The sequence below is a fragment of the Streptomyces europaeiscabiei genome (assembly GCF_036346855.1).
In the GTDB taxonomy this organism is placed as follows: domain Bacteria; phylum Actinomycetota; class Actinomycetes; order Streptomycetales; family Streptomycetaceae; genus Streptomyces; species Streptomyces europaeiscabiei.
Genome location: NZ_CP107841.1, coordinates 2,210,058 through 2,223,838 on the forward strand (window position 1 = coordinate 2,210,058; position 13,781 = coordinate 2,223,838).

Annotated in this window: 11 protein-coding genes; 6 read left to right on the forward strand and 5 right to left on the reverse strand. The window is 72.0% G+C overall.

The features are described 5' to 3' along the window. Positions 1-24: 24 nt before the first annotated feature. The 4 genes from OG858_RS09470 to OG858_RS09485 all read right to left on the reverse strand — a co-directional run bounded on the left by OG858_RS09470 (position 25) and on the right by OG858_RS09485 (position 6,191). Positions 25-1,329, reverse strand: coding sequence for an MFS transporter (locus tag OG858_RS09470; RefSeq protein WP_319067175.1), 1,305 nt, complete (start codon positions 1,327-1,329; stop codon positions 25-27). A gap of 146 nt (positions 1,330-1,475) precedes the next feature. Next, on the reverse strand, positions 1,476-2,933 hold the full coding sequence (locus OG858_RS09475; protein ID WP_086749435.1) for a CitMHS family transporter: 1,458 nt from the start codon (positions 2,931-2,933) through the stop codon (positions 1,476-1,478). A gap of 121 nt (positions 2,934-3,054) precedes the next feature. Then, entirely contained in the window at positions 3,055-5,310 is a 2,256-nt protein-coding gene (locus tag OG858_RS09480) for a molybdopterin oxidoreductase family protein (RefSeq protein ID WP_319067173.1), read from the reverse strand. A 263-nt stretch (positions 5,311-5,573) separates the two neighbouring features. After that, positions 5,574-6,191: a TetR/AcrR family transcriptional regulator gene (locus tag OG858_RS09485; RefSeq protein WP_086753298.1), complete on the reverse strand. Its 618-nt coding sequence runs from the start codon at positions 6,189-6,191 to the stop codon at positions 5,574-5,576. Positions 6,192-6,483: 292 nt separating this feature from the next. On the opposite strand from OG858_RS09485, the gene hmgA reads away from it, so the two are divergent. From hmgA to OG858_RS09500, 3 genes are read left to right on the forward strand one after another with little or no spacing between them, the layout of a single operon-like run. Further along, positions 6,484-7,809 (forward strand): homogentisate 1,2-dioxygenase, encoded by a 1,326-nt coding sequence (gene hmgA, locus OG858_RS09490; protein ID WP_319067171.1) that lies wholly within the window; start codon positions 6,484-6,486, stop codon positions 7,807-7,809. 28 nt (positions 7,810-7,837) lie between these two features. After that, positions 7,838-8,587, forward strand: a complete 750-nt coding sequence (locus tag OG858_RS09495) for a GntR family transcriptional regulator (protein WP_319263440.1) — start codon at positions 7,838-7,840, stop codon at positions 8,585-8,587. Positions 8,588-8,599: 12 nt separating this feature from the next. Then, positions 8,600-9,796 carry a type ISP restriction/modification enzyme gene (locus OG858_RS09500; RefSeq protein ID WP_319067169.1) on the forward strand — a complete coding sequence of 399 codons (1,197 nt, stop codon included), beginning with the start codon at positions 8,600-8,602 and terminating at the stop codon, positions 9,794-9,796. A gap of 100 nt (positions 9,797-9,896) precedes the next feature. Here the strand turns inward: OG858_RS09500 and OG858_RS09505 are convergent, their stop codons facing one another. Beyond that, a complete protein-coding gene (locus OG858_RS09505; RefSeq protein WP_086747120.1) occupies positions 9,897-10,604 on the reverse strand; it encodes a TetR/AcrR family transcriptional regulator in 708 nt (235 codons plus the stop codon). A gap of 63 nt (positions 10,605-10,667) precedes the next feature. Between OG858_RS09505 and OG858_RS09510 the strand changes: the two genes are divergently transcribed. The 3 genes from OG858_RS09510 to OG858_RS09520 all read left to right on the forward strand — a co-directional run bounded on the left by OG858_RS09510 (position 10,668) and on the right by OG858_RS09520 (position 13,745). Then, entirely contained in the window at positions 10,668-11,636 is a 969-nt protein-coding gene (locus OG858_RS09510; protein ID WP_086747121.1) for an ATP-binding cassette domain-containing protein, read from the forward strand. Continuing rightward, the gene (locus tag OG858_RS09515; protein WP_319263444.1) at positions 11,633-12,415 is read left to right on the forward strand and encodes an ABC transporter permease; all 783 of its coding nucleotides are present in this window, start codon (positions 11,633-11,635) and stop codon (positions 12,413-12,415) included. Before OG858_RS09510 ends, OG858_RS09515 begins: the two co-directional genes overlap by 4 nt. Before the next feature lie 106 nt (positions 12,416-12,521). Then, positions 12,522-13,745: a CaiB/BaiF CoA transferase family protein gene (locus OG858_RS09520; RefSeq protein ID WP_319067167.1), complete on the forward strand. Its 1,224-nt coding sequence runs from the start codon at positions 12,522-12,524 to the stop codon at positions 13,743-13,745. Positions 13,746-13,781 lie beyond the last annotated feature (36 nt).

Below are 13,781 nucleotides of genomic sequence, written 5' to 3' on the forward strand. Positions count from 1 at the left end.
GACGGAGCCGCGCCCGACGACCCGTCAGATATCCCTCTTCCGGCCCAGGCACACACGAGGCCGAGAGCCCTTCCGCTTCCCCTTCCCGCTCCCGTTGCTCTGCTCCTTGCCCTTTTCCTTGCCCTTCTCCTTCTCCTTCTCCGACCTGCCGCTCCCCTGCCCCGGCTGCGCCGGTGAGCGCAGGGCGATGCCCGACGACACCAGCAGCAGCGCGCCGAGCATCACGAAGGGCGCGGCCACACCCGCGACACCGGCGATCAGACCGGCGGCGGCGGGCGCCCCTGCCTGCCCCAGCCGGTTTCCCGTGAGCCGCAGCGCGAGGGCGGTGGACCGGGCCTCGTCCGGCGCGGCCTGCACCACCGTCGTCATGGACAGCGGCTGTCCGACCCCGAGGCAGAACCCGAGTGCGGCGAGTATCAGGGCCAGCGCCCACACCGGCACCGGCAGCGCGATCCCGGCGCACAGTACGGCCCCGAGCACACAGGTGACGGTGAGCAGCGCGGTCCGGCCGAGCAGCCGCAGCATGGGGGTCATCACCAGACGGCACGCGATGGTCGCCGCCGCGCGCAGACTCAGCAGGGCACCGATCACCGAGGGCGCGATGCCCCGGTGCTCACCGACGACCGGGAGATACGCGGTGAGGATGTCGGTGGCCGACAGCACGGCGAGGCTGATGAAGATGCCGCCCGGCACTCCCCGGGTGCGCAGGATGCGGTGCACAGGGACCCGCTCCCCCTGCGCCGTGCGGGACTTGGGCTCGACCGGACGCTCTATCCGCCACAGCGAGGTGAACGCGACCGCCGCCCCGGCGCCCGCCACCACCAGCGCCAGGGCGCTCGTACGGGCCATGTCCGGGCCGCCGATCAGGGCGCCCGCGGCGATCGGGCCGACCAGTTGGCCGAGGGAGGCGCCGATGGTGAAGTGGCCGAAGTTGCGGTCGTGTTCGTGCGGCGCGGACTGGCGGGCCACCAGCGACTGGGCACCGATCACGAAGGAGAGGTGCCCGAGGCCCATCACGCCGCTCCACACGGCCATCGCCGCCAGCGAGTTCGCCAGGCCGCTCATGACGCAACCGCCGGATATGAGGACGACACCCACGGGCAGCAGGGGTGCGCACCGGCCCCGGTCGGTCCTGCGGCCGAGCGGAACGGCGGCGAACAGCGGGAGCAGGGCGTAGACCCCCGCGATCACACCGATCGCCCGCTCGTCGGCGCCCAACGCGAGGGCCCGGTAGGACACGGCGGGCCGGGCCATCGACACCGCCCCCTGCGCGAAGCCGAAGGCGATGACGAGGCGGAGCAGCCAGCCGCGGTTCCTACCGGGCCTCACGATGAGGGTCCTCCTCGGGGAAGTGCACGCCGGTGCGAAGGAAGTTCACCCCGGTGGGAAGGAGTCGGTCCCCCCGGTTCGGGGGAACTTCGCTCCGGGTCGGGGGAATCGGGCTCCACCCGGTTCAAGGGAACGGGCTCCACGGTTCAGATGATGCCGAACAGCACGCCGGCGCCGAGGATGATCAGCGAGGTCGCCGCCGCCCACTTCACCACGAACTTGGTGTGGTCGCCGAACTCGACCTTCGCCATACCGACGAGCACGTACACGGCCGGCACCAGCGGGCTGGACATGTGCAGCGGCTGGCCGACGAGGGAGGCGCGGGCGATCTCCAGCGGCGAGACACCGTGGGCGGCGCCGGCCTCGGCGAGGACCGGGAGGACGCCGAAGTAGAAGCCGTCGTTGGACATGAAGTAGGTGAGCGGCAGGCTCAGGAAGCCGGTGACGAGGGCCATGTGCGGGCCCATGCCGCCCGGGATGCCGTCGACGATCCACTTGGCCATCGAGTCGACCATGCCGGTGCCCTGGAGGACGCCGGTGAAGACGGCGGCGGCGAAGACCATGCCGGAGACGTTGAGGACGTTGTCGGCGTGGGCGGCCAGCCGGGCCTTCTGGTCGGGGATGTGGGGGAAGTTGACCGTCAGGGCGAGCGCGGCGCCGAGCAGGAAGAGGACCGGGATCGGCAGCCACTCCATGATCATGGCAGTGAGCAGCGTGACCGTGAGCAGGGCGTTGAACCAGTACAGCTTGGGGCGCAGCGTCGGACGGTTGGGGTCCAGGCCCTGGAGACGGACGTCGTCCTCGTCGTCGTCCTCGGAGTCGGTACCGGAGCCCGCCCCGCCGGTGGCCTTCGCCGTACGGCCCTGGTCGTCCCCGGAACCGACGGCGGAGGACGCCGCGCCCGCGCCGACGAGCACGGTCTCCTCGGACTCGGACTGCTCCTCGTCCTTGACGATCTTCTCCTGCTCCAGCACCTCGTCGAGGCTCAGTACACCGAGGCGCTTGCGCTCCCGCAGGCCGAGGAAGTAGGCCAGGATGAAGACGAAGAGCAGGCCGACGAGGAGCGCCGGGATCATCGGGACGAAGATGTCGGCGGCGTCGAGCTTGAGCGCGGTGGCGGCGCGGGCGGTGGGGCCGCCCCAGGGCAGTGTGTTCATCACGCCGTTGGCGGTGGCGGCGACACCGGTCATCACGACCAGGCTCATCTTCAGGCGCTTGTACAGCGGGTACATCGCCGAGACGGTGATCATGAAGGTGGTCGAGCCGTCGCCGTCCAGCGAGACGATCGCGGCGAGCAGGGCCGTGCCGACGACGATGCGCAGCGGGTCGGCCTTGCAGAACTTCAGGATGCCTCGGACGATCGGGTCGAAGAGACCGACGTCGATCATGAGCCCGAAGTAGACGATGGCGAACATCAGCATCGCGGCGGTGGGCGCGAGGTTGCCCACCCCTTCGATGACGTAGTCGCCGAGATGGGCTCCCTTTCCGACGAACACGCAGAAGAGCGCGGGGATCAGTACGAGTGCCGCGATCGGCGACATCTTCTTCATCATGATCAGGACCAGGAAGGTCGCGATCATGGCGAAGCCGAGGATGGTCAGCATGTGGATACCTAACGTTCGCCCTTGAACTCCCACCAGGGCACCGGCGGTGCGACGACGTTAGGGCGGGTCCACAAGCCTTAACAAGACGTTGACATGCGAGCAATAAGAGCAGAACTCCAGGTCACAGCGTTGCGCCTGCTGAGGACAGCTCCACGGGAATGCCGTTGAGGACCGCGTTGCCCGACAGGGGGTCGAGCAGCGAGCCGTCGAGGAGCTGGTTGACGTTCACCCCGGGGTCGATCGCGGCGTGGCTCATCCGGGTGCCCGGGCGGTCGTGTCCCCAGCCGTGCGGAAGGCTGACGACACCGCGCCGTACGACGTCGGTGACCTCGACGGGAGCGGTGACCTCTCCCCCGGCGCCCTTGATCCGTACGGCGTCGCCGTCGGCGAGTCCGAGGCGGCTCGCGTCGTCGGGGTGGATGTGCAGGGTGCAGCGGTTGGTGCCGCCGGTGAGGGCGGGGATGTTGTGCAGCCAGCTGTTGTTGGACCGCAGGTGGCGTCGGCCGATGAGGACGAGGCCGTCGGGGCGCTCCCGCAGGGCGCTGCGGAGCCTCGGCAGATCATCGACGATCGGCCGCGGCAGCAGTTCGATCCTGCCGCTCACCGTCTTCAGCGGCTGCGGCAGCCGCGGCTTCAGCGGCCCGAGGTCGATGCCGTGCGGGTGGGCCAGCAGCTTCGCGAGGGTCAGCCCGTCCGGATCGGCGCCGAAGCCGTCGCCGTACGGGCCGAGGCGCAGCATCATGTCGAGCCGGCGCTCGGGGCCGCCCGTGCCGGTGAGCCGGGCGGCGAGTTCCTCGGGGTCGCGGCCGTGCACGGGCGAGTGGGTCTCCTTGACGGCCTTGCCCAGGGTCTGGCCGATGACCAGGTCGTCGACGGCGGAGGGGTCGGCGCCGTGCATGCCGGTGGCGGCGAGGACGAGCCGCGCGAGGATCTCCGTCTCGGACATGCGGCCGTCCTCCAGGGGCACGGCGGCACGGTTGTAGCGGACCTGGTTGCGTACGGCCAGGGTGTTGAGCGCGAAGTCGTAGTGCGGGGCCTGGGAGGGCGGGGGCGGCGGCAGGACGACGTCGGCGTGGCGGGCGGTCTCGCCCAGGTAGGGGTCGACGCTGACCATGAAGTCCAGGGAGCCGAGCGCCTTGTCGAGGCGGTCGCCGTCGGGTGCGGAGAGCACGGGGTTGGCGGCGATCGTGACGAGGGCGCGGATCGGGCTGCCCTCGGGCGTGGCGGTGTCGATCTCCTCGGCGAGCGAGGACAGCGGCAGCTCGCCCTTGGCCTCGGGGTGGCCGCTCACCCGGCTGCGCCAGCGGCCGAGCGCGAAGCCGTGGCCGGGGCCGGCGGGCCGGGGCGTCCTGTCGGTCGCCGACTGCGGGAAGAGGGCGCCGCCGGGCCGGTCGAGGTTGCCGGTGAGGATGTTGAGCACGTCGACCAGCCAGCTGGCGAGGGTACCGTGCGGGACGGTGCAGCTGCCTATGCGACCGTATACGGCGGCGGTGGGCGCGGCGGCCAGTTCGCGGGCGAGCGCGCGGATGGTCCCGGCGTCGACGTCACAGGCCCCGGCGACGGCCTCGGGCGTGAACTCCCGCACGGCGACGGCCAGCTCCTCGACCCCCTGGACATGCGGGGCGAGGTCCCCGAGGTCGACGAGGTCCTCCTCGAAGAGGACCTGCGCCATCGCCGCGAGCAGCAGCGCGTCCGTTCCGGGCCGGATCGCCACGTGCCGGTCGGCGAGCTTGGCGGTGCGGGTCAGGCGCGGGTCGACGACGGTGAGGGTGCCGCCGCGCGCCTTGAGCGCCTTGAGCTTGCCGGGGAAGTCGGGCGCGGTGCACAGACTGCCGTTGGACTCCAGGGGGTTGGCGCCGAGGAGCAGCAGGTGGTCGGTGCGGTCGAGGTCGGGCACGGGGATGGCGTTGGCGTCGCCGAAGAGCAGTCCGCTGGAGACGTGCTTGGGCATCTGGTCGACCGTGGAGGCGCTGAACATGCTGCGGGTGCCGAGGCCGCCGACGAGAAGCGGCGGGTAGAGGCCGCCGGCCACGGTGTGCACGTTCGGGTTGCCGAAGACGAGGCCGACCGCGTTCGGTCCATGGGCCTCGACGACGGGCCGGAGCCCGGCGGCGACGGCGTCGAAGGCCTCCTGCCAGGTGGCCTCCCGCAGTTCGCCGTCCCTGCGGACCAGCGGGGTACGCAGCCGGTCCGGGTCCCCGTCGGCCGCGCCCAGGGAGGCGCCCTTCGGGCAGATGAATCCCTTGCTGAACACATCGTCCCGGTCACCGCGTGCCTTGGTCACCCGGGTGCCCTCGATGGTGAGGGTGAGCCCGCAGGTGGCCTCGCAGAGGGGGCAGATACGCAGGGCGGTGCGGGAGTCGATGGTGGTGGACACGGGTCCTCCCGGAGGGACGGCTGCGACGATGGCGCTCGGACGGAGGCCGCGCACGGGGAGGCACGCGGCACCGAGGCCGAGCATACCGACCGGTATGCATCGCCGGGAGGTCCTGCCGGGGTCCAGTCGGGAATTCGCGTGACCGACACCCGGTCGGATCCCGGCCCCCGCCTCGCCCGGGGGGCGGGGCCGGACGGTCCGTACCCCGACCCGGAGGGCCCGCACCCCGACTCGGACGGCCCGCACCCGGGCCCGGCCCGGCGTCAGTCCAGCACGCGCGCGAGGTAGGCCCGCAACAGCTCCCGCATCTCCTGGATGATCCGCGGGTCGCCCTCCGGGGAGACCCGGAAGGCCAGGTGGACAAGGGTGTCGGCGGTCTCCACGGCGATGAGGAAGGTACGACGGAGGTCCTCGTCGGGGGTGCGGTCGATGAACGCGGAGAGCAGTTCGGACAGCCGGTCGGCAACGAGGTGGTTGGGTTCCTGGCGGTGGCCGCCGACGGGGATCTGGTTGCCGAAGTCGATGAGGGCGAAGCCGGGAGCGTTGCGCTTCATGTCGAGGTACTCGTCGAGGACGGCGTCCATCGCGGTGCGCCAGTCCCCGCCGCCCGCCGCCCGGAGGCGACGGGTGACGCGGTCGGTGAAACGGTCCAGGTTGCGTTCGGCGAGCGCGTCGGCCATCGCGCGCTTGTTGCCGAAGAAACGGTAGACGGAGCCGATGGGCACACCCGCGCGCAACGCCACGGCACGGGTGCTCAGCGCGTCGTAGCCGACCTCGTCGAGGAGGTCGGCGCAGGCGTCGAGGATCCTGGTCAGTCGTTCGGCACTGCGCCGCTGCACGGGTGCGCGGCGCAGGGAGGTCGCCTGGGACACGGGCTTCATGATGCCTTCCGCCGAGGTCCGATGAGCTGTCCGAATATCAGTACGGCCGGTACCGCCGCTCCCGCTCAGCCGTGGAGCACGACGGACAGCACACATCCGCACGTCCACGGCCTGCCGGGAGACTAGAGCACCGCACTGACAGGACGGATCCCCTCCCCATCCGGTTCTCCTCCGCCCGATGCACCCGATCTGCCGACGTCCCGTCGCGTCCGGTTGCCGCCCTGTCCCCTTGCGCCCGCCCCGGCCGAATCCTACGGTGAAGCATAGGAATCAGGAGTGCGAGGGAGCGGGCATGAGCGGGGACGCGCGGAAGACGGCCGAGGGGTTGGACCACCTCTCCGGTTTCGGCAACGAACACGCCTCGGAGGCGGTCCCGGGCGCACTGCCGCACGGCCGCAACTCCCCGCAGCGCGCCCCGCTCGGCCTGTACGCGGAGCAGCTCAGCGGCACCGCGTTCACCGAACCGAGGTCCCACAACCGCCGCTCCTGGCTCTACCGGATCCGCCCCTCGGCCGCCCACCCCGCCTTCACGCGCACGGACAACGGCGCCCTTCGCACGGCCCCCTTCACCGAGACGGTCCCCGACCCCAACCGCCTCCGCTGGGACCCCCTGCCGGAGCCCCCGGCGGGCACCGACTTCCTCGGCGGCCTGTGGACGCTCGGTGGTAACGGCGACGCGGCCCAGCGCACGGGCATGGCCGTGCACCTGTACCACGCCGATTGCGCCATGGAGCGTGTCTTCAGCGACGCGGACGGCGAACTGCTGATCGTCCCGGAGCGCGGCGGCCTCCTCCTGCGCACGGAGTTCGGCCTGCTCCACGTAGGACCCGGCGAGGTGGCCCTGATCCCCCGGGGCGTCCGCTTCCGCGTCGACCTCCTGGACGGCTCCGCCCGTGGCTACGTGTGCGAGAACTTCGGCGCCCCGTTCCGCCTCCCCGACCTCGGCCCGATCGGCGCCAACGGGCTGGCGAACGCCCGTGACTTCCGGGCACCGGTGGCCGCGTACGAGGACGTCGAGGGCCCGGTGGAGGTGGTGAACAAGTTCTGCGGCAACCTCTGGACGGCCACGTACGACCACTCCCCGCTCGACGTGGTCGCCTGGCACGGCAACTACACGCCGTACGTCTACGACCTGCGCCGTTTCAACGTCATCGGGTCGATCTCGTACGACCACCCGGACCCGTCGATCTTCACGGTGCTGACGTCGCCGTCGGACACCCCGGGGCTGGCCGGAGTGGACTTCGTGGTGTTCGCGCCGCGCTGGCTGGTGGGCGAGGACACGTTCCGGCCGCCGTACTTCCACCGGAACGTGATGAGCGAGTACATGGGCCTGATCGAGGGCGCGTACGACGCGAAGACGGCCGGCAAAGGGGGCTTCGTGCCGGGCGGCGGCTCGCTGCACAACATGATGTCGGCGCACGGCCCGGACCGCGAGACCTTCGACCGGGCGAGCGCGGCGGAGCTGAAGCCCCAGCGGGTCGACGACGGGCTCGCCTTCATGTTCGAGACGCGCTGGCCGATCCTCATGACCGCGCAGGCGGCCGACGCGGAGCACCTGCAGCGGGGGTACGACGACGTGTGGTCCGGGCTCCAGCGTCACTTCGGCCCGTTGCGCTGAACGCGCCGCGCCGGGTACGGATACCGTCGTGACCTCATTCGCTCCGGACTCGATCGTCCTGAACCGCAAACTGCCGCTCTGGTATCAGGTGTCGCAGTCCCTGCGTGCCTCGATACTCGGCCGAACGCCCCGGGATCCCCTGCGGCTGCCGACCGAGGAGCAGCTGGCCGGGCACTACGGGGTGAGCGTGCTCACCATGCGGCAGGCTCTGAAGGAGCTGGAGGACGAGGGGCTGATCACCCGGCACCGCCGGCGCGGCACGTTCATCGAGCCGAGCGCCCGGCGGGGCTCGCCCGTACGCCTGCTCGGCTCGGTGGACGCGATCGTGGCCCAGCAGTCGGGGATGACGACCGAGCTGCTGGACCAGGGCAGCACCCCCCTGTCGGGTGAACTCTCCGAGTACTTCCCCGACTTGACCGAGGTGGCCACGTACCACCGGCTGCGCTGCGACGAGAGGACGGGCGAGCCCACCAACCACGCCCGCAACTACGTCCGCCCCGAGCTGGCCGAACGCATCGACCACGACGACCTGCTCCGCTGGCCGATGACCAAGGTCCTGCGCGATGTCGTGGGCGTGGCCATCGGCCGGATCACCGACACCGTCGAGGCCCGTATCGCCGACCCGGAGACCGCCCGGCTTCTCCAGGTCCCCCTGCTCAGCCCGATCCTCCACTACACGGGCGTCACCCATGACGACTCCGGCCGCGTCCTCGACGTGGCGGTCATCCACTACCGCGGCGACCGCTTCTCGTTCACCGTGACCCTCGACGCCCACTGACGAGGCCTTACGATGCCCGACGTGACGCCCGACGACGCTCCGCTGCTCGCGGACCTCATGCCGTGGTCCGTCGCACCGCCACGGCTGGGCCGGGGGTGGCCCACGGCCCCCGACGCGGCCTCCCTGAAGGCCCGCTGGGACGCCCTGCTGAAGGCGGAGGGCCCGGACCGCGAGACCCTGTTCGCCCCCACCCGCTCCCGCACCCTGGCCTCGGCGGTGACCCAGCTGCCGGGCCAGTCCAGCGGCACCGGCCGCCTGGCCCGCGAGTCGGGCCCCTGCCCCGAGCCGGTGCGTGTCCTGGCCGCCCCGTTCGACGAGCAGTGGCTCATCCCCGACCACCGCCTGATCGACGCCGCCCGCCCCGAGCTGTGGCGCGTGGCGGACGAGCGGCAGATCTTCGTGGTCGAGCAGCCGGCGGCTCCGGAGGCGTCGTCGGGCCCCGTCCTCCTCGCCTCCCCCGTCCTGCCCCTGCTCCCGCCCCACGGCCCACGCGTCGGCCGCGTCCGCCCCCTGTACCGACGGCCGGGCGGACGGGAGCCGAACCTCGCACCGGGGCTGCCGGAGTATGTCGGGGAACGTCTCGGCACCGGCCCCGTCGATCCCGTCGACGTCCTCGCCTGGATCCTGGTGGCCGCGCGCCCCGGCCCGAACCGCGTCGAGGTCCCCCTGCCCACCGACCCAGACGCCTGGTCCCACGGCGTCGATCTGGGCCGCCGCTCCCGCCGGCTCATGTGCCGCGACGGCGACCGGCCCAAACTCCCGGGCGGCCGCCGCCCCTACGTCCGCGCCCCGCTCCCCTCCCGCCCCCTCGAACTCCGCTACGACCGCGACGAGGAGACCCTCCTCGTGGACGAGGGCCGTATCTCCCCCGTTCCGTCCGAAGCCTGGGACTTCCACGTCGGCGGCGTCCGCGTCCTGGCGGAGTGGTTCACCCGCAGAACGGAACAGGCGGAGCCGGGCACGCTGGAGGCGATCCGCCCGACGACCTGGCCGCAGCCGTGGACCTCGGAGCTGCTCGAACTGATCACCGTGCTCGCGCTGCTGGCGGAACTGAGGTCGAGGCAGGCCGAGTTGACGGTCGACCGGCCGATCACGACGGCCGACCTGCGCGGGGCGGGCGTACTCCCGGTCCCGGACACATCCCAACGCCCCGCCTCGGTCCTGGACCACCACGAGGAGGGCCCGGAGGGCCAGTTCACGTTGTTGTAGGAGAGGGGAACCGTCAAAGCGGCCGGGTACACCCCAGGGGCGCGGGGAACCGCGCGACCAGCCCGCACCGGACCCACAGCCGCCCACCGTCCGCAATCCCCTACGGCGCGAACGAATCCAGCACCCTCCCCAACATCCACTCGAACGCGGCCTCCAGATCGATCGGCCCCGCATCCTCCATGAACGCCGCCGCCATCCGCGGATACGCCCCGGAAGCGATCTGACCCCCCAGATACGCGATCCGTACCTGGTTCTCCTGCTCCTCCGACCACGGCAACGACCGCGTCCGCTCGGCCGTCGCCAGCTCGTTCGAGACGTACACCGTCACGCATCCGTTCAGCATCGCCAGCAGCTGGATCTTCGTCCCGTACGGCGCCTCGATCGGATCCAGGCAGGTCAGACAGTGCTCCAGATACCGCAACGCGTTGGGGCTGAAGCCGTACACAGGTGACATCAGCCGCGGCAGCCACGCGTGCCGGTGCATCAACTCACGCGACTGGTACGCCACCCGCCGCATGTCCGCCCGCCAGTCCCCGCTCGGCTCCCACAGCTCGTGCTCACCGCCGACGGCGTCGACCATCAGTTCGTACAGGTCCTCCTTGCGCGGCACGTAGTTGTACAGCGACATGGTGCCGCAGCCCAGCTCGGCCGCGACATGCCGCATGGACACCGCGTCGAGACCTCCCGCGTCGGCGAGCCGCACGGCCGCCGCCGCGATGTCCACGCGGCTGAACGCGGGCCGCGGGCCTCGGCCGGTGCGCTCGGGGCGCGCCCAGATCACTTGGGGTTCGGCCGCTCGGCCAGCCATCGATCATCACCTCGGCCACCATCCTAGTTACGTACAGCGTACGTAGTGCGCTATGGTCGACCCATGACTACTACGTACGCTGTACTTAGTGAGGGTCTGGAGAAGAGTTTCGGGGACGTCCACGCCGTGCGCGGCCTCGATCTGGCCGTGGCGGAGGGCACGGTGGTCGGGATGCTAGGCCCGAACGGGGCGGGCAAGACGACGGCCGTACGGCTGCTGGCCACGCTGCTGCGGCCGGACGCGGGCTCCGCGCGGATCGCGGGCCACGACCTCGTACGGGAGCCGGGCGCGGTCCGGCGGGCGATCGGGGTGACCGGGCAGTACGCGTCGGTGGACGGCGACCTCACCGGGCGGCAGAACCTGCGGCTGTTCGCACGGCTGCACCGCGTCCGTGACACGGCGGCCCGTGCGGGCGAACTCCTCGACCGTTTCGGCCTGGCCGAGGCCGCCGACCGGCCGGCGTCCACGTACTCGGGCGGTATGCGCCGCCGCCTCGACCTGGCGGCGAGCCTGATCCGGCACCCGGCGGTGCTCTTCCTCGACGAGCCCACCACCGGGCTGGACCCGGTCAGCCGCAATCAGATCTGGGACGCCGTGCGCGCCCTGAAGGCGGAGGGGACGACCGTGCTGCTGACCACGCAGTATCTGGAGGAGGCCGATCAACTCGCCGACCGGATCGTGCTGATGGACCGGGGACGGATCGCGCACAGCGGCTCGCCGCCCCAGCTCAAGGCGCTCATCGGCTCGTATGCGGAGGTTGTCGTCGCCCACGCGGAGGCGATGACCGGGGCGGCGGGCGTCCTCGACCAACTCACCGGCGCGGAACCCTCGTTCGACCACGACCGGCACGCCGTGGGCGCGGTCTCGCTCGACCCGACGCTCACACTCCCCCGACTCGTCCGTGAACTCGACGCGGCGGGCGTGCCGTTGCTCGACGCGAGCCTGCGCCCGCCGACCCTCGACGACGTGTTCCTCCGCCTCACCGAGGGCACCGTCGCCGACCGGACCGACCTCAAGGAGCGTGCGGCATGAGCGCGTTGGCGTACGACGGCACGGCGATGCTGGGCCGGCAGCTGCGGCGGGTCCGCAACAACCCGGGGCTGCTGATCCTCACCCAGACGATGCCCATCTCGATGCTGCTGTTCTTCGGGTACGTCTTCGGCAGCGCCCTCGCGGTGCCGGGCGAGGAGTACCGGCGGTTCCTGGTGCCCGGTCTGCTGGTGGCGACCGCTGCCGGCGGGATCATGACCGGCATGTTCCAGGCCGCGGGGGACACACACCGGGGCGTGATGGACCGCTTCCGCACCCTGCCGATGAGCCGAGCGGCGGTCCCCCTGGGGCAGGCGCTGGCGGACGTGCTCGTCACGGCCGCCGGGACGGTGCCGTTCCTGCTGGTCGGGCTCGCGGTGGGCTGGCGGATCGAGGGGGGCGCGCTCGCGGCGGCCGGTGCGTTCGGGCTGTTGCTGCTGTTCCGGTTCGCGGCCGTGTGGATCGGCATCTTCCTGGGCCTCCTGACCCGCAACGAGGAGGCGGCCGGCCAGCTGGGCGGCGCGACCTTCCTGCTGCCGCTGCTGTCCAACGCGTACATCCCGGCCGAGGGGCTGCCCGGCTGGCTGCGCACGGTCGCCGAGTGGAACCCGATCAGCGCGGTCGCCACGGCCCTGCGCGACCTCTTCGGGAACGCGCCCGTGCCCGAGGGAGCCGCCTGGCCGGTCGCCCATCCCGTCGCAGGATCGCTGCTCTGGTGCGCCGTCCTGCTCGCGGTGTTCGTGCCGCTCGCGGTCCGCACGTACGCCGCCGGGCACAGGTGACCTCCGGTCCGCCCGGGGGACGGGCCGGACCTCGGTCGAGCCGGGGCGGGAGGCCGGGCATGTGACGCCCGGCACGCCCTGGTGACAACGGCGCTCCGGCGGGGACATGATCCACGGCATGCGTCCACTCCCCCGCACCGGCGATCCCCTGCCCCTCGACGGCATCACCGTCGTCGCCGTCGAGCAGGCCGTCGCGGCGCCCTTCGCCACCCGGCAGCTCGCCGACCTCGGCGCACGGGTGATCAAGGTCGAGCGGGTGGACGGCGGTGACTTCGCCCGCGGGTACGACGCCGCCGCCCGGGGTCTGGCCTCGCACTTCGTGTGGTGCAACCGGGGCAAGGAGTCCCTGGCGCTGGATCTGAAGGACTCGCGCGCCCTGGCCGTCGTACGGCGCCTGGTGGCGGACGCGGACGTGTTCGTGCAGAACCTCGCGCACGGCGCGGCGGCCCGGCTCGGTCTGGACGCCGCCACGCTGTGCGCCGCGCACCCCCGACTGATCGCCGTGGACATCTCGGGCTACGGGGCGTCGGGGCCGTACGCGGACAAGCGGGCCTACGACATGCTCGTGCAGTGCGAGGCCGGTCTGGTGTCGGTGACGGGAACCCCGGAGCAGCCGGTGAAGGCGGGCATCCCGGCGGCGGACATCGCCGCCGGGATGTACGCGTTCTCGGGGGTGCTCGCGGCGCTCGTACGGCGGGGGACGACCGGGCGGGGCGGGCCGGTTGAGGTGTCGATGCTGGAGTCGCTGGCCGAGTGGATGGGGCATCCGCTGCACCACACGATGCACGGCGGAAGCGCGCCGGCGCGGACGGGGCTCGGGCACGCGGTGATCGCGCCGTACGACGCCTATCCGACGGCGGACGGCGGGCGGGTGCTGCTGTCGGTACAGAACGACCGGGAGTGGCGGCGGCTCGCCGAACAGGTGCTGGGGCGGCCGGAGTTGGCGGACGATCCGGCGTTCGCGACGAATCCCGCGCGGGTCGAGCGCCGAGAGCGTACGGACGAGCTGGTCGCAAAGGCGCTCGGGGTGCTGGACACCGACGAGGCGCTGGCGCGGCTGGAGGCGGCGGGGATCGCCTGCGCGCGGCTACGGGACGTCACGGAGGTGGCGGAGCATCCGCAGTTGGCGGCCCGGGACCGGTGGCGGGAAGTGGATTCACCGGTGGGGCCGCTCAGGTCGCTGCTGCCGCCCATCACGCTGCCGGGCGGGGACGAGGCGCGGATGGGTGCGGTGCCCGCGCTCGGGGAACACACCGGGTCGCTGCTCCGTGCCGCGGGGATGACGGACGAAGAGATCGCAGCGCTGCGCCGGGACGGTGTGGTCGCCTGAACGCGGGCCTCCTGCGGGAAAGCCCTTGATGCTGTG

Coding starts and splice junctions, on each gene's coding strand:
- OG858_RS09505 (WP_086747120.1), bottom strand. CDS start 10,604: ATGGCTGGCCGAGCGGCCGAACCCCAAGTGATCTGGGCGCGCCCCGAG.
- OG858_RS09485 (WP_086753298.1), bottom strand. CDS start 6,191: ATGAAGCCCGTGTCCCAGGCGACCTCCCTGCGCCGCGCACCCGTGCAG.
- OG858_RS09510 (WP_086747121.1), top strand. CDS start 10,668: ATGACTACTACGTACGCTGTACTTAGTGAGGGTCTGGAGAAGAGTTTC.
- OG858_RS09475 (WP_086749435.1), bottom strand. CDS start 2,933: ATGCTGACCATCCTCGGCTTCGCCATGATCGCGACCTTCCTGGTCCTG.
- OG858_RS09520 (WP_319067167.1), top strand. CDS start 12,522: ATGATCCACGGCATGCGTCCACTCCCCCGCACCGGCGATCCCCTGCCC.
- hmgA (WP_319067171.1), top strand. CDS start 6,484: ATGAGCGGGGACGCGCGGAAGACGGCCGAGGGGTTGGACCACCTCTCC.
- OG858_RS09515 (WP_319263444.1), top strand. CDS start 11,633: ATGAGCGCGTTGGCGTACGACGGCACGGCGATGCTGGGCCGGCAGCTG.
- OG858_RS09500 (WP_319067169.1), top strand. CDS start 8,600: ATGCCCGACGTGACGCCCGACGACGCTCCGCTGCTCGCGGACCTCATG.